Source organism: Mesorhizobium sp. P2_E7 (assembly GCF_056403855.1).
Genome location: NZ_JBFUER010000005.1, coordinates 109,936 through 128,233, shown reverse-complemented (window position 1 = coordinate 128,233; position 18,298 = coordinate 109,936). Strand labels below are relative to the sequence as shown.

Sequence of the window (18,298 nt, the reverse complement as noted above, 5' to 3'; positions counted from 1 at the left end):
GTGGTCAGATCCCGATGCCGCGGTCTTTGAGCGCCGCGGTGATCTCGTCGAAGATGACGGGGTCGTCGATGGTCGCCGGCATCGTCCACGCTTCCTTGTCGGCGATCTTCTGCATGGTGCCGCGCAGGATCTTGCCGGAGCGCGTCTTGGGCAGGCGCTTGATCGTCACCACCGTCTTGAAGGCGGCGACCGGGCCGATCCGTTCGCGCACCAGCGAGACCACCTCGCTTTCGATGGCAGCGGCATCGCGGGCGACCCCGGCATTGAGCACGACGAAGCCGAGCGGTATCTGGCCCTTCATTTGATCGGCGATGCCGATGACGGCGCATTCGGCGACATCGGGATGCGCCGAAAGCACCTCCTCCATGGCACCGGTCGACAGCCGGTGGCCGGCGACATTGATGATGTCGTCGGTGCGGGACATGACATAGAGGTAGCCGTCCTCGTCCATCATGCCGGCGTCGGCGGTCTTGTAGTAGCCGGGGAACTCCTCGAGATAGGCCTGCCTGAAGCGGGCGTCGGCGTTCCACAGCGTCGGCAGGCAGCCCGCCGGCAGCGGCAGTTTCACCACCACATTGCCCAGAGTGCCGCGAGGCACCTCATGGCCGGCATCGTCGAGGATGCGGATGTCGTAGCCCGGCATCGGCACGCCGGGCGAGCCGTATTTGACCGGCAGCAGGCCAAGGCCTGCCGGGTTGATGGTCATCGGCGAGCCGGTCTCGGTCTGCCACCAATGGTCGACCACCGGCACGTTGAGTTTCTGCTCCGCCCATTTGATGGTTTCGGGGTCGGCGCGTTCACCGGCGAGGAACAAGGTGCGGAACTTGGACAGATCGTATTTCGGCACGAATTCGCCCTTGGGGTCCTGCCCCTTGATGGCGCGAAAGGCGGTCGGCGCCGTAAACAGGGCCACCACGCCGTGTTCGGCGATCACCCGCCAGTAAGTGCCGGCGTCGGGCGTGCCAATCGGCTTGCCCTCGAACAGCACGCTAGTCGCGCCATGCAGCAGCGGCCCGTAGACGATGTAGGAATGGCCGACCACCCAGCCGACATCGGATGCCGCCCAGAACACCTCGCCCGGCTTGACGCCGAACTCGTTTTCCATCGTCCATTTGAGCGCGACCATATGGCCGCCATTGTCGCGCACGATGCCTTTCGGCTGGCCGGTCGTGCCGGAGGTGTAGATGATGTAGAGCGGGTCGGTGGCGAGCACCGGCACGCAGTCGACATTGGCGCCTGCAGCGCGTTCGCGGGCGACCGCGTCGGCGAAATCGATGTCGTAATGGTCCTTCAGATCGCAGCGCAGCTGGTCGCGCTGCAGGATCAGGCAGGCGTCCGGTTTGTGCTTCGACATCTCGATCGCCTTGTCGAGCAGCGGCTTGTAGGCAACGACGCGTCCCGGCTCCAGGCCGCAGGACGCCGAGATGATCAGCTTCGGCTTGGCGTCGTCGATGCGCGTCGCGAGCTCGTGCGAGGCAAAGCCGCCGAACACCACCGAATGCACCGCGCCAATGCGGGAGCAGGCCAGCATGGCGATCGCTGCTTCCGCCACCATCGGCATGTAGATGATCACGCGGTCGCCCTTGCCGATACCGCGGTTCTTCAGCACCGACGTCAGCGCCACCACTTCGCGCTTGAGCTCGGCATAGGTGAATGTCTTGACCGTGCCGGTGATGGCGCTGTCATGGATCAGCGCGATCTGGTCGGCGCGGCCGCCGGCGACATGGCGGTCGAGAGCGTTGTAGCAGGTGTTGCAGGTGGCGCCGTTGAACCAGCGTCCGTAAACGCCCGCACTGGCATCGAACACGCTGGTCCAGGGCGAATACCAGTCGATCGCCTCGGCGGCATCGGCCCAGAATTTTTCCGGGTCGCGTTTCCAGCCGTCGTAGACCTCATGGTAGCGTGACGCCATTCACCCCTCCTCGGGAAAATTCCCTACCTGCAATAGCCTATGCGGGTTTTTTCGGCCATGTCTTCCCTCAAATGCCATGTGGCTCCCGAAATTCGGCGGATAGTCGATCTCGCCTTGGCCACAAATTGCAGGCACGATTGCCTGGGTTTGAAATCGGGGCAGGGCGCGCAATGATGGTGCGATACGGGGTTGGATCTGCCGTTGCAGCAGCGTTGCTGTTGACAATCGTTTCCGCCGCCCAGGCTGGCGATGCCGCGGCCAGGCGCATCATCGGCTTTTCGCCCGACGGCAATTATTTCGCGTTCGAGCAATATGGCGAGATCGACGCCGCCGTTTCCGGCTGGTCGCAGATCGATATCATCGACACGAGAACCGACGAATTCGTCGGCGGCAAGCTGATCCTCATCGTCGACGAATCGGAAGAGGCGACAACGACGGTGGAGCAGGCACGCGCACAGGCGGCAAAGCAGGCCGCGCCCATCCTGGCCAAATATGCCATCGCCGCACGCGGTGAGCGCACGGCCTTTGACAGGTTCACCTTCCCGGACGACACGGTCGAGTACAACGACATCTTCCGCCTCGAGCAAGCTGGACAGAAATGGCTGTCGCCGTTCTACGACGAAACGGGGATTTCGACCTTTCAGCTCGATGAGATCCTGGCCGACTCGAAGACGCATTGCTCGGCAAGCTTCGACGATGCAAAGCCGGACGACCAGCAAGGCGACAAGACACTCCAGGGTGACAAGGCACTTCAAGGTGACAAGACGGGCAAGGCGCTCGGCTTCCGCCTGTCGCTGCAGGGCCAGGACGGCAACCCGTTCAAGGTGCTGCACGAGGACAAGGCGGTGCCCGGTTCGCGCAATTGCCCGACCTCCTACAGCCTGTCGGAATCCTACAAATACACCCCACCCGGCAAACCGGCCGTGCTGGCGGTGCTGGTGCAGCGTTTCAGCCAGGGCTTTGAGGGGCGCGACCGCCGCTTCATTGCGGTGACCGGGCAGGCACGCTGAGCCGCATCCTGCCTTGCGGCAGGCAGCAACCGCTTATGAGCCCTGAAACAGGGCATCGTGTCAGACATCAGTTCTTAAAGCGGCAAAGCCGCCAGCATCAGACCGACGCCACCGGCAATCAATATGGCGGCTGCCAGTGCCTTCCGATGGCGTTCGAACGCCGTCGGAGCACGCTCCCAATTGTAACGCATACCCAATGCTCTCCCAAAACCCGGCGACTCCATAGCTTACTTAAGGTAAGAAAAGCAAGACTTTGACACCGTCCGATAGCCGGCTTGACGGTTTGCGGCAGTGATTATCGCGACTATTTCTGGGGTGCTTTCCTGCCTTCAGACCTTGAACGATGTGGAAGCTACCACAACCCAGGATTGGATGTCCCCACCATGTTTTGGTTGCGTGTGTCGTAGAGGCGTTGCCGTTGCCGGATTGCCACAGGTCGGTCAGACTGACCTGTTCTCCTTCCCGCCCGCACAATGGACAGCGCCGCATCGCCGCGCTATCTGCTCTCCAGCAAAATGGTCTGGAGGGCGCCATGGCCCAAATCGCTTCTGAAATGGTCCTGCGGCTGGCGGACGACGCCTCGGTCCAGCATGTCGGCGACGGCGCTGTTGTGCTTTTGGCGCGCAGCGGCCAGCTTTACACCTGCAACGGCACCACCGAAGCCTTTCTCGACAAGGTCGACGGCGCCCGCAGCCTCGACCAGATCGTCGTCCTGCTTTCCGATGAGTTCGAGATCGACAAGGATACGCTCGACCAGGACATGGCGGCGTTGGCCGCCGAGCTGGTGAGCGAAGGCATTCTGGCCGACCCGGCTCTCTGATGGCGGACGGCGTTCTCCTGCGCACCCTGTTTCGCGTCCATTTGTGGACAAGCGCGCGACTGATGCCGGTCCTGATAGGCCACCGCAGCTTCGAATCGGTGTTGAAATGGGCGCCGCTCAGCGCGCCTACCCCCTATCGCGGCCTGTCGTCCGCCTACATCGTGGCTGCCGTCAACCGCACCGTCAGACACCCCTGGCTGATGCGCGATCGCAGATGCCTCAGGGAAGGCCTGCTCGCCCACCGCTTCCTGCGCTTTGCCGGCTTCGATCCGGACCTGCGCTTCGGCGTCGATCCGAAGTCGATGCAGGAACCGCGCATGTCGGCCCATTGCTGGGTCTGCCTCGACGGCCGGCCGGTGGTCAGCGACAGCCTCCCCGGCATGGTGCAGATCTATCGCCATCACGCCGATGCCGGAAAGGCGCATGCCGCTTGACCGGTTCGGCGGCCACGTTCTGTTTTGACCTCAAGGGTCAGGTCATCAGCATATCGGCCTCGCGGGCCGATCTCTGGCCGAGCTTCGACCTTTTGCTTGGCACGTTGCGTGTGGCTGACCCCGTCGAGCCCGCTTTCCGCGTCAACATCGTCGAGACATCGGAGTTACAGGAATCGCCTGCCGGCAAACTCGCTTTCGACGGCGAGGTGCCGGAGGACGGCCATTGCCGGCTGATCGATAGCGGCGGCATCGTTCACCTGATCTTTCCCGGCCTGCAGACCGCCTCGATCAATGCCGATGAGGGCTGGGCCGAGATCCGCGTTCATCCCGACGCCAAGGTCAAATGGACGTTGCTGATGATGGTGCTGGATGCTGCGCTCGATGCCGGCGGTCAGCACATGCTCCACACCGCCGGCCTGACATTGCCCGGCCGCGAGGCACTCGTGCTGATCCACGCGCCGAGCGGCACCGGCAAGTCGACGACGTCGCTGGCGCTGGCCTCGCAAGGCTTCGGCCTGTGCTCGGACGACGCCATGATCCTCAAGGTGTTGGCCGACGGCGGTATCACCGCCTGGGGCTTGCCGCGCAAGGTGAAGGTCCACCGCAACACCGCGGCAATGCTGCCTTTCGTAGTCCCCTGCCTTGGCGACAAATGGGACGCCAATGGCGAGCAGGCCGTTTCGCTGGAACGTCTCGCCGAGATCATCCGCGTCGAGGAGACAGTTGACAGGCCGGTTGCGGCGCTGCTTCATCTCGCCCGCTCGGCGGATGCGCAAACCAGGCTCGTACCCATGACTAGGACTGACGCCATGGTGGCGCTCGCCACCGACAATGTCAGGACCGGCATGACCGGCCTTTTGCCGGCGCAGAAGCGCCGCATGGCAACGATCGCAACGCTGGTCAAAGCGGTTCCGACCTTTACGCTGGAAGTCGGCGCGAACCCGGCCGAGGCGTCAACATTGATCCGCGCCGCACTGGCAGACTAAGGCGCACTCAATCTTCAGATCCAAATCTTCGTATCGGAAGCGCCGGCCTTCGTTGGCCCACGGGCCGGAGCTTTGGTCGCAGTCGCATAAGCAGTCGGGTTAGCCGGTTGTAGGTCAAGTGAACAACGCGGCCGTCTGCGCAATCAAATGCCACAACGCCCCATCGGTGCATCGACGCCTTGCCGGTCACGGGTCGGGGCCGCAGGATAGGCTGCGCCAGTCGAACCGGTTTTCCGTTTACCAGCACGTTGACCGCAACGCTCGGTCCTACGATGCGGCATAGTCGTGCGACATGGGCGGTCGACCATTCGCGGCCAACGATCAGCGGGTTTCGCCCCAGCTGCGCCCAAACATACTCGCCGCTGGGCTGGGGCATGCCGGTCAGCCTGCCACGGCAATGCTCGGGTGCGGCGTCCGCCACCAGCCTGGCCATTGCGATGGCTGTAGCGGCTGAGACCGTCGCTGCCGAATGCCAATCCTCTCGGGATAACGCGACCTGCGCCAGAATATCACCCTGGTCGAATGCCGCTGTCATCTTGTGAAGCGTCACTCCGCCGTGGATTTCGTGGTTGCCGTCGATGACCAGCCTGTGAATCGGATGCGGTCCGCGATAGTGCGGCAGCAGCGCCGGATGCAGGTTCACCCCGCCCTTTGGAAACAGTGCCAGCACCGTCTGCGGGATCAGCCCGCGAAAACCGAAGCAGATCAGGAGATCGGCCTTGAGCGCAGCCAGCCGATGCCCCAGCTTTGCCCAATCATAGGGCGGACTAAACTCGATCGGCGGTGGGTGTCTGTGACCGAGATAGCGCCTTAAGATCGGCCAGCGGCGCCGGCGCCGCCGCCATGTGCTGAAGCTCGACTGCTTGCCCGGCAGCGGGCCGGGAACGACAATGGCTGCAATGCGATGACCTTTCTCAACCCAGGCAGCCAGCATCGGTGCGGTGATTGAGGAGATTTCGCAGACAAACACCGCCGAGAGCGGCGCTTCCGGATCCACGGCCTGCTCAGGCTGCATGGGGTTTGGATCGGGTAAGCCGCTGGACCCAGCGGAAGGCGTCACGGCGCAGACGCGAATGCATCCTGTCCCTGGAATTGACGCCCAGCAGCGTATCGCCGGTGATCAGCCATTTGGCCAAACGTATCGACAGGTCGGGCTTGATGCGCTCAGCCAGCTCGATCGCGCGCGGTGCATTGAACAGCCGGCCCGTCACATTGAGGACCGTCGCCAGTTCCAGCTCGATGCCGCTCATCCGCGCCGCCTCGAACAGCCGGTCCTCATCCGCGGGTGACCGCAGTGCGCGTACGCCCTGCAGCACGTCGACACAGAGCTGCAGCCGGTGGAACTTGTGCCCGCCCGCGGCGTGCACGATGGCGATGGTCAGCAAAGCAGCCGGCGTGTCGCCCTCGTCACTGTCGATGATCTTCAATTCGCGAAAGCCGAGCGACAGCCGCCGCCGCATGCCGGAATCATGCACCAGATTGCCGTGCAGTTCGATCAGCAGGCTGGAATTCTCCTTCTCCAGCCATTTGAACTCCTGCAAATCCTGCGACTGCGCCTCACCGCTCCAAAGATCGAAGCCGCATCCGGCAATCACCGCGTTGGCCTCGGCGATGCTGGCCGGCTCGACCAGGATGTCGATGTCGGTGAAGGGCCGGTCGGCGGCGTGGCGGTAAAGTTTGAGCGCGAACACCGGCCCCTTGACGATCCGGGCCGGAACGCCTTTCGCCGCCAAAGCCTTCATGATGCGGTCGCCATGATACTGCAGCAGCATCGACTGGCCGGTCGCCAGCGTCGACTGGTCGCGCAGGTCCGACAATTTCTGCTGCAACGCGGCTTCCGCCGGCAGCTGGGCGTCGCCGATTTCCCTGAGCTTGCGCAGCATGATCGGCAGCACGCCGTGGAACTCGGCATTGGCGAGCAGCGCCAGCAAGGTTTTGGCAGCAACGTCATTGCCAACAGCAGCCGGCGCCTCCGGATCGGCGAAGGTCAGCAGCAGTTTTTCATCGGCAGGCGCAAGAGATGGCAGCATCAAACCCGGATGACGTTCGACCAATCGAGCAATTCCAGGAAAGTGTGAAGCGGTTTTCCGTCCGGAATTGCGTCAAGACAAGAAGCCAGAGCAGTTCGCCTTTTCGGTGAGCTGCCCTAGGAGGGCGTATGTTGCAGAAAAGCATGCATGAAGCCAGCGTGTGGTGGCAAAACCCGGCTCATGAATTGACTTTCCGCGGTTTCCGTCCATTCTTTTGCATTGGAATCTGGAGGGCATTGGAATGACCAAGAAAAAGTATGAGGCGCCTGTGCTGCGCAAGGCGGGAAAATTGTCCAGCCAGGTGGCCGGCGGGGTGTCAAAGGCGCCGCCGCCCTAAGACTTCTGCGACTTTCAGTTTGCTGAAGCCGGAGCCAGTGGCCTTGTCGGGGCCACTATGGACTTGCCGGCAAAGGGGGAAATGCGATGACCAGGAAGCCATACGAAGCGCCGGTGCTGCGCAAGGCGGGCAAGCTCTCCAGCGTGACCGCGGGCAACGGTCCGTCCGGTCCCGCGGGCTGACGGTCAAGGCAGCCATGGAGCAGGGGGACTGAGATGACCAAGAAACAATATGAGACGCCGATGCTGCGCAAGGCCGGCAAACTGTCCAGCGTCACGGCGGACACGGTTCCGTCGGCCCGATAGGCTGACGGCTAAATCGCCCGTCAGCATCTCCGCACGCAAAGCTTTCCTGCTAGAGCCCCCAGCGCAGTGCCGCCGTATGCACCGGCGCATCCCATAAGGACGTCGTTTCGCCATCCAGCATGGTCAGCGTGATCGAGCAGCCGGCCATGTCGAGTGACGTCACATAGGAGCCGACCAGCGAGCGGGTCACTGTCACGCCCTGCCTTTCAAACATCGGTCGGGCGCTGTTGTACATCAGATAAAGCTCCATCAGCGGCGTGCCGCCGAAGCCGTTGACGAACAGCAGGGCGGGGCCTTTGGCCTTGCCGCCGAGATCGCCCAGGATCGCCGCGCAGATTTCCGCAGCGATGACATCGGCGCTCTTCAGCGTGTCGCGACGCCGGCCGGGCTCGCCATGGATGCCGACGCCGAATTCCATCTCGCCATCGCCGATGTCGAAGGTTGGCCGGCCGGCCGCCGGCACGGTGCAACTGGTCAGCGCCACGCCCATCGAACGCGTCGCAGCGTTGACGCGATCTCCGAGCGCCTTGAGATCCGCCAGCGCCATGCCTTGCTCGGCGGCAGCGCCGATGATCTTTTCGACCACCAGCGTGCCGGCAACGCCGCGCCGGCCGGTGGTGTAGGACGAGTTCTCGACCGCGACATCGTCATTGGTCACCACTTGCAGGACGCCGTCGGCCATCTCGGCCGCCATGTCGAAATTCATCACATCGCCCTCATAGTTCTTGACGATGAACAGGCAGCCGGTGCCGGTGTCGACGGCTGCAGCCGCAGCCAGCATCTGGTCCGGCGTCGGCGAGGTAAACACCTGGCCGGGGCAGGCGGCGTCCAGCATGCCGTGGCCGACAAAGCCGGCATGCAGCGGCTCGTGACCGGAGCCGCCGCCCGAGATCAGCGCCACCTTCCCCGGCTTCAGCACCTTGCGGCGGATGAATTTGTGCTCGTCACCCAGCACCAGGATGTCGGCATGGGCGGAAACGAAGCCATCGAGGCTTTCGCTCAGCACCGTGTCGACTGAATTCATAAATTTCTTCATGTATCCTCCCGAACGCCAGGAAACGCTCAGCCCCCGCTTTTACCGGTGATGCTGGTGATCTTCTGGATGAAATCATTAACCGCCCTGTCGAGCGCCGCGTTCTGCTTGTCGTCGCCAAAATCCGGCACGATCAGCGACACATGCCGGGTTTTGCGCATGCCTGCGGCTACCGACAGTTTCCCCGGATGCGCCAGATGGTAGGCAGCCAGAAAATGATCGCGCTCGGCCGGACTGAAATGGCAGACGGAAAAAATAGCCGGCAAATGTTTTGACGGTATCGGGATCGAATAGGCCGGGCTGGAGATCTGCGTCACGAAGCTGCGATGCTTGCCCAGCGCGTCGGCAAGGCGCTGGCGCATGCCCGAGGGGCGCTGGTCGATGACCTGCGACAGGATCATCTTGTAGGCGCGGATCGCCTCTTCGGAGCCGGGTTCTGGTGTCTTGTCGACCATCTCAGCCACGCCTAGACCGCAACATCGGCGATGGCCGCCTTGGCCATGGCGAGTTGTGCAGGAGCGACGGAAAGATCGCGCAGGCCGGCTTCAATCAGCGCCGGTATCGCCGCGGGGTCTCCGCCGCCATCGCCGCACAGGCTGACCGGAATTTTTGCGCGCAAGCCGAACGCGGTCACTTCCGCAACGAGCCGCAGCACGGCCGGATGGCGGACCGAATTGAGGTGCGCTACCGCAGCATTGTCGCGGGCGGCGGCCATCACATATTGGGTCAGATCGTTGGAGCCGATCGAGAAGAAGGCGACATCGGCAAACGCCTCCGGTGCGATTGCCACCGACGGCACCTCGACCATGATGCCGAGCGGCGGCATTTTGTGCGCGACACCGCGTGCGACGAGCCCTGCCTGTTCTTCTGCGAACAGAGCGGTGGCGCGCTGGTACTCATCGACGACGGCAATCATTGGAAACATCACCTTCAGATTGCCGTGCATAGCGGCGCGCAGCAACGCCCGGATCTGCACACGAAACACGTCCGGCCTTGCCAGCGACAGCCTGATGCCGCGCAGGCCGAGGAACGGGTTGCCTTCCTCGACCGTAAAGCCCGGCACCGGCTTGTCGCCACCGGCATCGACGGTGCGGATGGTCACCGGCTTGTCGCCGGCCCATGCCAGCACTTTGCGGTAGGCGCGGTATTGCGTCTCCTCGTCCGGCGGCGCCTTGCCGAACAGGAATTCGGTGCGCATCAACCCGACGCCATCGCAGGTCGAAATGTCGATGCTGTCGACTTCGGATGGATCGGCGATGTTGACCTGCACGCGCACAGCCGTTCCGGCCTTGGTTACCGCCGGCTTCGCCAGATAGGCTTCGGCCTTGTCGCGGCGCGCCGCGAAGGACGATGACGAACGGTGGAACGCCTCGATCTCGGCCGTCGATGGCGCCAATACAATGCCGCCATGTTCGGCATCGAGCAGGGCTGTGCCATTGGGATTGGCCGGCGAAGAGCCAAGCCCCACCACCATGGGTACGCCACGCGAGCGCGCCAGCATGGCGACGTGGCTGGCAGTGCTGCCGGCCCTTAGCGCGATGCCGCCGCCGGCGCTCCAATCGGTTTCGAGAAAGCGTGTCGGCGCGATGTCCTCGCCATAGAGGATGGCGCCCGCGGGCGGAGTGCTCTCATCCTCCTCGGTCAGCGCGCGCAGCACGCGGTCCCTGATGTCGCGGATGTCAGCGGCGCGGGCGCGGAAATAGTCCTGGTCCGATGTTTCATAGCCTGCGATCTCGGTGTCCAGTGCCTGCCGCCAGGCCATGTCAGCGGGTATGCCTGATGCGATCGCGGCAAAGGCCGGGCCGGTCAGGGCATCGTCCTCAATCATGGCGATCTGGAATTCGAGAATGCCGGCGGCCTCGTCATCGGCGGTTTCGATCAGGGTCGCGAGCCGGTCCGTCGCGCTGGCGAGTGCTGCTTCCAGTGCAGCCTTCTCCTCGCCGGCTGTCACCTTGCCTATGTAGCGCGCAGGGCCGCGGTCGAGATTGAACAGCGGCCCCTCGGCATAGCCGGCCGAGGCCGAAATGCCTTGCAGCCTAAGCGGTTCGGGCATGGCCCGCGCCCTCGTCGAAATCGCGCCGCACCAGCTCGGCCAGCGCACCGACCGCCTCGGTGGCGGCTTCGCCACTGGCCCGGATATGCAGCATGGTGCCTTTCGGCGCCCTGGTTGCCATCACCTTGACGATGCTCTTGGCGTCGAACCACGGGCCATTGGCGGCAAGCGCTATTTCCACCTCGGCGGCAAAGCTCTTGGCAAGCTTGGTGAACTTCACCGAAGGGCGCGCATGCAGACCCACCTCGTGGGTGATCAAGACGGTGGCCTCGGCAAATGCGGACATGCGCTCAAACTTCCCGTTCACTCACGACGGCGACAATTCATGCGCCGTCGCCACCACTTCCTTCAGTGAGGCGCCACCGGACGCCTCGGTTGCCGCCATCACCGCGCCTTCGACGATCGGCGCGTTGCAGACGATGATCTTCTGCGCCCGCGGCTCGCCGATCATTTCCACCGCCATCTCCGAGTTGGTCTCGGCGCCGCCGAGATCGACGAGGATGGCGACGCCGGCCTCCGACCAGGCCTTGTCGATGGCGCCCATGATCGCCTCGACGCTGGTGCCGAGCCCGCCATGGCCGTTTCCGCCGCACCATGCAAGCGGCACTTCGTCGCCCACCATCTGGCGCACCATGTCGGCCGTGCCTTCGGCAACCAGCGGCGAATGCGAGACGATGACGATGCCGACATTGCTCATGGCTGACCTTCCAGCGTTTCGCCGACAGCCCGCACCAGCAACGCGACCGAGCGTCCGCCGGCATCCATGTGACCGATAGAACGGTCGCCAAGGAACGAAGCGCGGCCGCGCAAAGCCTTCATCGGGATGGTCGCCTCGGCCGCCCGGTCAGCGATGTCAGCGATCTCGGAACCTGTCTTTCCCTTCGCCAGCGCGTCATGCACCGGCTGCAGCACATCGAGCATCGTCTTCTGGCCGACCTGCGACTTGCCTCGGGCGGCCACCGCCTCGATAGCCTTGCCGAAGGCTGCCGTCAGATTGGCGCGATCGGGCGCTGCCGAAATCTCTTTGCCGAGCGCCAGGAACAGCGTGCCGAACAGCGGTCCGGAAGCACCACCCACCGTCATCACCAGCTTGGTGCCGACGCCCTTCAGGGCTTCGGGCAGTGGCTTTGCCGAAAATCCCGCGGCTTCGGCCCGCACCGCATCGAAGCCACGCTTCATATTCAGCCCATGGTCGCCGTCGCCGATCGCCTGGTCGAGCGCGGTCAATTCGTCGGCGTGCGCGGCAATCCTGTCCGCTGCGGCTGTGATCAGCCTGGCAAGGTCCAACGCCGCCATATCCAAATTCCCGGTTTCGGTCCTGCCGGCAGTATCGAAAGAAATTTCATTCGACAACTGAAGCATACCGTCAGGCCGCTGCATACAGCGCGGCGGCGGCCGCAAACACTTCGGCCACGGCATGCGCACCGGGGTCGACCACGCCTTGCAATTTGGTGCCGACATAGGCGGAGCGTCCGGCTTTCGCCTTCTCCATGGCGGCAGTGGCCTCGGCACCGTACCGTGCCGCTGTCGCCGCAGTGTCCAGGCCCTTGGCGTCGAGGGCTTTCAGCGCTGGTTCCAGGGCATCGACCATGGTGCGGTCGCCGACCTTGGCACCGCCGTAGAAGGTCATCCGGTCAAGCCCGGCAAGCAGCGCCTTGGAAAGGGTCGCACCGGTATTCGAAGCCTGCGCCGCCGCGGTGAAGAAGATCGACAGCAGCACGCCTGAGGAGCCGCCCATGGCGACACCCAGGAGGTCGCCCACCGCCGCCAGCGTGGCGGCTGGGTCGGCCAGCGGCAGGGCATCGAGCTTTTCCAGCATGCTGCGCGCGCCGGTCGCCACCGTCGAGCCGGTATCGCCATCGCCCGCCTTGGCATCCAGCCCGTTCAGTGTCTCTTCGAGCGCAATCAGCCGTTCGCAGATCGTGACGACAAGCCGCCTGGTGCCGGCGTCCTGGCTGGCCTTTAGGGCTGCGCTCTTTCCGGCCGCTTTCGCCATCGGCACGATAGCCGGCGCTGCAACCGGCTTTGCCGGCATCCAGGCGTGCGGGCCGACCGGCGCCAGCAGGGCGGCTTCGCGCGCGGCATCGAGCTTGATCAGCGACAGCGAGAAGCCGTTCATGTTGAGCGCCGTCATCAGCGGGCCGGGGCCGATCGCAAGTTTGACGGTCTTGGCCAAGGGCGAGGCCAGCACAGCATTGGCGACCAGCGACATCTCGAGCGGCGGCACCGAGCCGAGATTGTTGATCAGCAGCGCATGCTTGGCCGTCGGGTCGAGCCGTGCCGCAAGCCGCTCGGCCATGATCGCGACGAGCTTGTCGGCGCTTTGTACCGCGATCCGCTCGACGCCGGGCTCGCCATGGATGCCGAGGCCGAGTTCGCCGTCGTTTTCGCCGAACCGCTCTTCATGAGGCTGGCCAGGGATGGAGCAGGATGACAGCGACATGCCGAGCGAGATGATGTCCTTCGCCGCCGCGCGAGCCGCTGTTGCAATGGACGTCAGATCGCTTCCCGTCTCAGACAGATGGCCTGATATCTTGTGCACGAACAAGGTTCCGGCGACGCCGCGTGGCTGATTGATGTCAGGCAAGGCGATGTCGTCGGCGACGATCGCCATCTCGACGCGAAAGCCTTCGGCGCGTGCCTTCTCGGCCGCCAGGCCGAAATTGAGGCGGTCGCCGGTGTAGTTCTTGACGATCAGCAGGCAGCCGGCCGGGCCGGTCACCGCGCGGATCGCCGCCAGCACGGCCTCGACGCTTGGCGAGGCAAAAATCTCGCCCGAAACGGCCGCCGTCAGCATGCCCCTGCCGACAAAGCCGGCATGCGACGGTTCGTGCCCGGCGCCGCCGCCGGAGATGACGGCAACTTTTGCCTTGTCCCAGTCGGCGCGCAGCACGACCTTGATCTCTGGATAGCCGTCGAGGCGCGCCAGGTCGCCCGAACCGATGGTCCGCAGCAGGCCGTCCAGCGCCTCGGTGACGATCGTTTCCCTGCGGTTGAAAAAGTGCTTCATCGAATTCGTCCTGTATTCGTCAATCAGAAGCCGGTGCCACACCTTTGGCGAGACACCGAAAACCTCACATCAGCCTTTGCCCATCGGCGCCGAAATAGAGCGGCGAGCGGTAGCGGATCACCACCTTGTCGCCTTGCGCCAGATCCGTATCGGGGTCGGTCAGCGTCACCAGCTTCTTCGGGCCGACCGTCACATGCAGATGGTTCTGGTCGCCGAGATGCTCGACCCAGTCGACGACACCGTCGGCATGGCCATTCTTCGCCTTCTCGATCGACAGGTGCTCGGTGCGTGCGCCGATCGTGCTGGTGCCCGCAGGTGCGCCACCATCGGGCAACAGTCCGGCCGGCAGAAGATTGATCGCCGGCTGGCCGAGCCGTGCCGCGACATGAAGGTTTGCCGGCTCCGAATAGATCGTGCGCGGCGTACCGATCTGCACCAGCACGCCATCGGCAAGGATGCCGATGCGGTCGGCCATGGTCATCGCCTCGATCTGGTCATGGGTGACATAGAGCATGGTGGCGCCGAGTTCGGCCTGGATGCGTTTCAGCTCGAGCCTGAGATCGGCGCGTAATTTGGCGTCCAGCGACGACAGCGGTTCGTCCATCAGATAGATCGACGGCTTGCGCACCAACGCCCGGCCGATGGCGACGCGCTGCATTTCACCGCCCGACAGCTTGGTCGAGCGGTTGTTCAGCTTGTGATGGATGCGCACCATTTTCGCCACCTCTTCGACGCGGCGGCGGATCTGGTCTTCCGGAATCTTCCGCGCCGGCGAGCGCAGCGGGAAGGCGAGGTTGTCGTAGACCGACAAATGCGGATAGAGCGAATATTGCTGGAACACGAAAGCAGTGTCCCGCTCGGCCGGCGACAGCATCGTCGCATTGTGCCCGCCAATATGGATCGTGCCGCTGTCGGGCTGCTCCAACCCGGCGATCAGGCGCAGCGTCGTCGTCTTGCCGGCGCCTGTGGGACCAAGCAGCACGACGAACTCGCCATCCTTGATCTGGAGGTCGAGATTGCTGACGGCGGCATGGTCGCCAAAGCTCTTGGTCACGCCCTTGATGTGTATGTCAGCCATGCTGCGCTCTCCCTTGAGAGGCCGTATCGTGGATCGCGGTGCGTACGGCGCGGCCCGATCCCTTGTCGAAGAGTGACAGCCGTGCGCTGTTCAGGGTCAGGCCGACATGATCGCCGGCGGCGAGCCGGATTTCGGCCGGCACCCGTGCCTTGATGATGCCGTCCGCGGTCTCCACCGCCACGATCTGCGTGGTGCCGAGATACTCGGTGCCGTAGATCGCGCCGCGCAGCTTTGAGGCATCGTCGAAGCGGATGTATTCCGGCCTGATGCCGAGCGCCATGTCGGCTGGTGCGATGTCCTCGCGCACCTCCGGCACCGCCACCTTTGCACCCTGGACGACGATTTCCTTTGCCCCCTTGGCCAGTCCGCCGCCAAACCCCAAAAAGTTCATCGGCGGCGAGCCGATGAAATCGGCGACGAACATGGTTGCCGGGCGGTCGTAGATTTCGCGTGGGCTGCCGAACTGTTCGATGACGCCATGGTTCATGACAGCGATCTTGTCGGCCATCGACATCGCTTCCATCTGGTCGTGCGTGACATAGACGGTGGTGGCGTGGATGCGGTTATGCAGCTCGCGCAGCTCATGCACCATAAGGTCACGGAATTCGGTATCGAGCGTCCCCAGGGGCTCATCCATCAAAAAGCATTTAGGCCGCCGCACGATGGCGCGGCCGAGCGCCACGCGCTGGCGGTCGCCGCCGGCAAGGCCGGAGACCGATTTGTTCAGCAGATGGTCGATGCGCAAAAGCTTCGCCGTCTCTTCGACGCGTTGGCGGATCTCGGCCGAGGACATGCCTTGCGCCAGGAGCGGGAAGCCGATGTTCTTGCGCACATTCATGTGCGGGTAGAGCGCGAACAGCTGGAAGACGAAGGCGATGTCGCGTTCCCGCGCCCGCCGCATGGTGACATCCTCGCCGCCGAGCAGGATCTGGCCGCCTGTCGGCAGTTCGAGTCCGGCGATCATGCGCAATGTGGTCGTCTTGCCGCAGCCCGACGGCCCGAGCATGACGAAGAACTCGCCGTCCTCGACGACGAAGCTGGAATCCTGCACGGCGACGAAATCGCCGAAGGCCTTTCTCAGGTTCTGGACGCGGATTTCGGCCATGACTATTCCGGAAATTTCGAGACGATGATGAACATCACCGTGCCGGCGAGCATGGTGATGAAGGAGTAGGTGTAGAGCGCCAGCGCGAAGGGCTGGAACAGCATCAGGAAACCAATGGCGATGATTGCCGTGGCGATGTTTTCCAACATGCCGCGACGAGCCCAGCGTGGCCAGCGCGACTTCCGTTTCGTGGGTTGGGTCAGGCTCATTTGCGCACCGCGCCGAAGGTGATGCCGCGCAGCAATTGCTTGCGAAGCAGGATGGTGAAAACCAGGATCGGCACCAGGAAGATCGTCGTGCCCGCCGCCACCGCCGGCCAGTCCTGGCCGCCTTCGCCGATAATGGTCGGGATGAAGGGCGGCGCGGTCTGTGCGGTGCCCGAGGTCAGGAGTGCCGCGAAGGCATATTCGTTCCAGGCGAAGATCAGGCAGAAGATGGCGGTCGCGGCTATGCCGGTGGTGGCCTGCGGCAGCACGGTGCGCCAGAAGGCCTGCAGCCTCGTGTAGCCGTCGATCATCGCCGCTTCCTCGTATTCGCGCGGGATCTCGTCGATGAAGCCCTTGAGCAGCCACACAGCCAGCGAGACGTTGACCGCGGTGTAGAGCAGGATCATGCCAAGCGCCGTGTCGGAGAGGCCGAGCTCGCGATACATCAGGTAGATGGGAATCGCGACTGCGATCGGCGGCATGAAGCGCGTCGACAGGATGAAGAACAAAAGGTCATCCGCCAGCGGCACCTTGAAGCGCGAGAAACCGTAGGCCGACAGCGTGCCGAGGAAGACCGCGCAGAAGGTCGAGCCGAAGGCGATGATCAGCGAGTTGACGAAGCGCGGCAGGAAGTTGGACGGGCCGGCAATCACCATGTTGCGCTTGCGCACCGTCTCGTCGCAGAAGCCGGTCGCCGGCCCCAGCGAGTTGATGTATTCCGGCGTCTGCCGGGTGCGGGTCGTGAACAGGTTGCAATAGCCCTCGATGCTCGGCTGGAAAACGATCTTCGGCGGATAGGCGATCGAATCCGGCGGCGTCTTGAAACTGGTGGCAAAAATCCACAGCAGCGGCACGATCGAGATCAGCGCGTAGGCGACGATGATCGTGCCGGCGATGCCTTTTGCCGTTCCCGAAGGAGCAACGACGGAGTGGGCGGTGGTCAGGCTCATCTCTGCTTCACCTTGTTGAGCGCCTTGACGTAAATGTTGGCCAGACCAAACACCGCGACGAACAGGATGATGGCGAAGGCCGAGGAATAGCCGGTGCGCCAGCTCTCGAAAGCCTGCCGTTTCAGCGTGATCGAGGCGACCTCGGTGGTCGAGCCTGGCCCGCCGCCGGTCAACAGATTGACCATGTCGAACATCTTGAAGTTCTCGATGCCGCGAAACAGCACCGCCAGCATGATGAACGGCAGCGCCATCGGCAGCGTGATCGACCAGAACTGCCGCCAGTTGGAGGCGCGGTCGACCTCGGCCGCCTCATAGATGTATTCGGGGATGGAGCGCAGCCCGGCGAGGCAGATCAGCATCACGTAGGGCGTCCACATCCAGGTGTCGACGATGATGATCGACCACGGCGCCAGCGACACGTTGGACAGCATCTGGATATCGGTCGGCGGGATGCGGGTGACGAACGAGATGGCGTAGGCGAACAGGCCGATCTGCGGCTCGTAGAGGAAGCGCCAGAAATTGCCGACCACCGCCGGCGACAGCATCATCGGCACCAGGATGATGGTCGTCCAGAAGGCGTGGCCGCGGAATTTGCGGTCGATCAGCCAGGCCAGCGTGAAGCCGATCAGCGTCTGCAACAGGATGGTCCAGAACACGAAATGCGCTGTCGTCTGCATGGCGATCCAGATGTCCTGGTCGCCGAGGATGCGCTGGTAATTGGCAAAGCCGAGGTTCTTCACCACCTCGTTCGGCCGATTGGCGCGGAAGTTGGTGAAGGACAGATAGATCGCCCAGAACAGCGGGAAGATGTTGATGGCGAGCAGCAAAAGGATCGTCGGCGAGATGAACAGCCAGGCGAGGCCCTTGTCGCTGATGCCCCGGACCTTGCGGGCCAACGGCTCCGGGGTCGCCCGGGCAACGTTCTCCGCAGTCCGATTGAGCATGGTAAGTCCTGCTTCGGTCACGTGGGTCGTCTCTGTCATGAATTTATCTGAACTGCGTCCCGTGCCAAGGGCGGCACGGGACGCG

20 protein-coding genes are annotated in these 18,298 nt (G+C 63.7%); 5 read left to right on the top strand and 15 right to left on the bottom strand.

Going from position 1 to position 18,298, the window contains the following annotated elements:
* Nucleotides 1-4 precede the first annotated feature (4 nt).
* Nucleotides 5-1,912, bottom strand: coding sequence for a propionyl-CoA synthetase (locus AC1DYC_RS23615; protein ID WP_477410210.1), 1,908 nt, complete (start codon nucleotides 1,910-1,912; stop codon nucleotides 5-7).
* A 218-nt stretch (nucleotides 1,913-2,130) separates the two neighbouring features.
* Between AC1DYC_RS23615 and AC1DYC_RS23610 the strand changes: the two genes are divergently transcribed.
* The 4 genes from AC1DYC_RS23610 to AC1DYC_RS23595 all read left to right on the top strand — a co-directional run bounded on the left by AC1DYC_RS23610 (nucleotide 2,131) and on the right by AC1DYC_RS23595 (nucleotide 5,162).
* Nucleotides 2,131-2,922: a DUF2259 domain-containing protein gene (locus tag AC1DYC_RS23610; protein ID WP_477410209.1), complete on the top strand. Its 792-nt coding sequence runs from the start codon at nucleotides 2,131-2,133 to the stop codon at nucleotides 2,920-2,922.
* A gap of 532 nt (nucleotides 2,923-3,454) precedes the next feature.
* On the top strand, nucleotides 3,455-3,742 hold the full coding sequence (locus AC1DYC_RS23605; protein ID WP_477410208.1) for a PqqD family protein: 288 nt from the start codon (nucleotides 3,455-3,457) through the stop codon (nucleotides 3,740-3,742).
* Nucleotides 3,742-4,176: a lasso peptide biosynthesis B2 protein gene (locus AC1DYC_RS23600; RefSeq protein ID WP_477279082.1), complete on the top strand. Its 435-nt coding sequence runs from the start codon at nucleotides 3,742-3,744 to the stop codon at nucleotides 4,174-4,176. Before AC1DYC_RS23605 ends, AC1DYC_RS23600 begins: the two co-directional genes overlap by 1 nt.
* Entirely contained in the window at nucleotides 4,173-5,162 is a 990-nt protein-coding gene (locus tag AC1DYC_RS23595) for a serine kinase (RefSeq protein WP_477410207.1), read from the top strand. The genes AC1DYC_RS23600 and AC1DYC_RS23595 overlap by 4 nt, the downstream gene beginning before the upstream one ends.
* Nucleotides 5,163-5,169: 7 nt before the next feature.
* On the opposite strand, the gene AC1DYC_RS23590 is transcribed toward AC1DYC_RS23595, so the two are convergent.
* Together AC1DYC_RS23590 and AC1DYC_RS23585 are read right to left on the bottom strand one after the other, a co-directional pair.
* Nucleotides 5,170-6,177: a formyltransferase family protein gene (locus AC1DYC_RS23590; protein ID WP_477410206.1), complete on the bottom strand. Its 1,008-nt coding sequence runs from the start codon at nucleotides 6,175-6,177 to the stop codon at nucleotides 5,170-5,172.
* Entirely contained in the window at nucleotides 6,167-7,192 is a 1,026-nt protein-coding gene (locus AC1DYC_RS23585) for a nucleotidyltransferase family protein (protein WP_477410205.1), read from the bottom strand. The genes AC1DYC_RS23590 and AC1DYC_RS23585 overlap by 11 nt, the downstream gene beginning before the upstream one ends.
* A gap of 423 nt (nucleotides 7,193-7,615) precedes the next feature.
* On the opposite strand from AC1DYC_RS23585, the gene AC1DYC_RS23580 reads away from it, so the two are divergent.
* Entirely contained in the window at nucleotides 7,616-7,711 is a 96-nt protein-coding gene (locus AC1DYC_RS23580; RefSeq protein ID WP_477410204.1) for a lasso RiPP family leader peptide-containing protein, read from the top strand.
* A 172-nt stretch (nucleotides 7,712-7,883) separates the two neighbouring features.
* Here the strand turns inward: AC1DYC_RS23580 and dhaK are convergent, their stop codons facing one another.
* From dhaK to AC1DYC_RS23520, 12 genes are all read right to left on the bottom strand, one after another.
* Complete coding sequence (gene dhaK, locus AC1DYC_RS23575; protein WP_477410203.1) at nucleotides 7,884-8,870, bottom strand: dihydroxyacetone kinase subunit DhaK; 987 nt, start codon at nucleotides 8,868-8,870, stop codon at nucleotides 7,884-7,886.
* 26 nt (nucleotides 8,871-8,896) lie between these two features.
* Entirely contained in the window at nucleotides 8,897-9,322 is a 426-nt protein-coding gene (locus AC1DYC_RS23570) for a hypothetical protein (protein WP_477410202.1), read from the bottom strand.
* Between the two features lie 11 nt (nucleotides 9,323-9,333).
* Complete coding sequence (gene ptsP, locus AC1DYC_RS23565) at nucleotides 9,334-10,920, bottom strand: phosphoenolpyruvate--protein phosphotransferase (RefSeq protein ID WP_477410201.1); 1,587 nt, start codon at nucleotides 10,918-10,920, stop codon at nucleotides 9,334-9,336.
* Nucleotides 10,904-11,206 (bottom strand): HPr family phosphocarrier protein, encoded by a 303-nt coding sequence (locus tag AC1DYC_RS23560; protein WP_181056479.1) that lies wholly within the window; start codon nucleotides 11,204-11,206, stop codon nucleotides 10,904-10,906. The genes ptsP and AC1DYC_RS23560 overlap by 17 nt, the downstream gene beginning before the upstream one ends.
* A gap of 21 nt (nucleotides 11,207-11,227) precedes the next feature.
* On the bottom strand, nucleotides 11,228-11,617 hold the full coding sequence (dhaM, locus tag AC1DYC_RS23555) for a dihydroxyacetone kinase phosphoryl donor subunit DhaM (RefSeq protein ID WP_023738108.1): 390 nt from the start codon (nucleotides 11,615-11,617) through the stop codon (nucleotides 11,228-11,230).
* Nucleotides 11,614-12,216, bottom strand: coding sequence for a dihydroxyacetone kinase subunit DhaL (gene dhaL / locus AC1DYC_RS23550; protein WP_477410200.1), 603 nt, complete (start codon nucleotides 12,214-12,216; stop codon nucleotides 11,614-11,616). The genes dhaM and dhaL overlap by 4 nt, the downstream gene beginning before the upstream one ends.
* Before the next feature lie 70 nt (nucleotides 12,217-12,286).
* Nucleotides 12,287-13,930 (bottom strand): dihydroxyacetone kinase subunit DhaK, encoded by a 1,644-nt coding sequence (locus tag AC1DYC_RS23545; protein ID WP_477410199.1) that lies wholly within the window; start codon nucleotides 13,928-13,930, stop codon nucleotides 12,287-12,289.
* 64 nt (nucleotides 13,931-13,994) lie between these two features.
* A complete protein-coding gene (locus AC1DYC_RS23540; RefSeq protein WP_477410198.1) occupies nucleotides 13,995-15,008 on the bottom strand; it encodes an ABC transporter ATP-binding protein in 1,014 nt (337 codons plus the stop codon).
* Nucleotides 15,001-16,113: an ABC transporter ATP-binding protein gene (locus tag AC1DYC_RS23535; protein WP_477410197.1), complete on the bottom strand. Its 1,113-nt coding sequence runs from the start codon at nucleotides 16,111-16,113 to the stop codon at nucleotides 15,001-15,003. The genes AC1DYC_RS23540 and AC1DYC_RS23535 overlap by 8 nt, the downstream gene beginning before the upstream one ends.
* A gap of 2 nt (nucleotides 16,114-16,115) precedes the next feature.
* Entirely contained in the window at nucleotides 16,116-16,322 is a 207-nt protein-coding gene (locus tag AC1DYC_RS23530; RefSeq protein ID WP_477410196.1) for a hypothetical protein, read from the bottom strand.
* Entirely contained in the window at nucleotides 16,319-17,269 is a 951-nt protein-coding gene (locus AC1DYC_RS23525; RefSeq protein WP_112560588.1) for a carbohydrate ABC transporter permease, read from the bottom strand. The genes AC1DYC_RS23530 and AC1DYC_RS23525 overlap by 4 nt, the downstream gene beginning before the upstream one ends.
* Complete coding sequence (locus AC1DYC_RS23520) at nucleotides 17,266-18,213, bottom strand: carbohydrate ABC transporter permease (protein WP_031198535.1); 948 nt, start codon at nucleotides 18,211-18,213, stop codon at nucleotides 17,266-17,268. The genes AC1DYC_RS23525 and AC1DYC_RS23520 overlap by 4 nt, the downstream gene beginning before the upstream one ends.
* Between the last annotated feature and the right edge of the window lie 85 nt (nucleotides 18,214-18,298).

Bases quoted from the DNA above. Each gene is read 5' to 3' on its own strand.
- ptsP (WP_477410201.1), bottom strand. From the start codon at position 10,920: ATGCCCGAACCGCTTAGGCTGCAAGGCATTTCGGCCTCGGCCGGCTAT.
- AC1DYC_RS23605 (WP_477410208.1), top strand. From the start codon at position 3,455: ATGGCCCAAATCGCTTCTGAAATGGTCCTGCGGCTGGCGGACGACGCC.
- AC1DYC_RS23530 (WP_477410196.1), bottom strand. From the start codon at position 16,322: ATGAGCCTGACCCAACCCACGAAACGGAAGTCGCGCTGGCCACGCTGG.
- AC1DYC_RS23585 (WP_477410205.1), bottom strand. From the start codon at position 7,192: ATGCTGCCATCTCTTGCGCCTGCCGATGAAAAACTGCTGCTGACCTTC.
- AC1DYC_RS23525 (WP_112560588.1), bottom strand. From the start codon at position 17,269: ATGAGCCTGACCACCGCCCACTCCGTCGTTGCTCCTTCGGGAACGGCA.
- dhaK (WP_477410203.1), bottom strand. From the start codon at position 8,870: ATGAAGAAATTTATGAATTCAGTCGACACGGTGCTGAGCGAAAGCCTC.
- AC1DYC_RS23615 (WP_477410210.1), bottom strand. From the start codon at position 1,912: ATGGCGTCACGCTACCATGAGGTCTACGACGGCTGGAAACGCGACCCG.
- dhaL (WP_477410200.1), bottom strand. From the start codon at position 12,216: ATGGCGGCGTTGGACCTTGCCAGGCTGATCACAGCCGCAGCGGACAGG.
- AC1DYC_RS23560 (WP_181056479.1), bottom strand. From the start codon at position 11,206: ATGTCCGCATTTGCCGAGGCCACCGTCTTGATCACCCACGAGGTGGGT.
- AC1DYC_RS23520 (WP_031198535.1), bottom strand. From the start codon at position 18,213: ATGCTCAATCGGACTGCGGAGAACGTTGCCCGGGCGACCCCGGAGCCG.
- AC1DYC_RS23535 (WP_477410197.1), bottom strand. From the start codon at position 16,113: ATGGCCGAAATCCGCGTCCAGAACCTGAGAAAGGCCTTCGGCGATTTC.
- dhaM (WP_023738108.1), bottom strand. From the start codon at position 11,617: ATGAGCAATGTCGGCATCGTCATCGTCTCGCATTCGCCGCTGGTTGCC.
- AC1DYC_RS23545 (WP_477410199.1), bottom strand. From the start codon at position 13,930: ATGAAGCACTTTTTCAACCGCAGGGAAACGATCGTCACCGAGGCGCTG.
- AC1DYC_RS23540 (WP_477410198.1), bottom strand. From the start codon at position 15,008: ATGGCTGACATACACATCAAGGGCGTGACCAAGAGCTTTGGCGACCAT.
- AC1DYC_RS23590 (WP_477410206.1), bottom strand. From the start codon at position 6,177: ATGCAGCCTGAGCAGGCCGTGGATCCGGAAGCGCCGCTCTCGGCGGTG.
- AC1DYC_RS23570 (WP_477410202.1), bottom strand. From the start codon at position 9,322: ATGGTCGACAAGACACCAGAACCCGGCTCCGAAGAGGCGATCCGCGCC.
- AC1DYC_RS23600 (WP_477279082.1), top strand. From the start codon at position 3,742: ATGGCGGACGGCGTTCTCCTGCGCACCCTGTTTCGCGTCCATTTGTGG.
- AC1DYC_RS23580 (WP_477410204.1), top strand. From the start codon at position 7,616: ATGACCAGGAAGCCATACGAAGCGCCGGTGCTGCGCAAGGCGGGCAAG.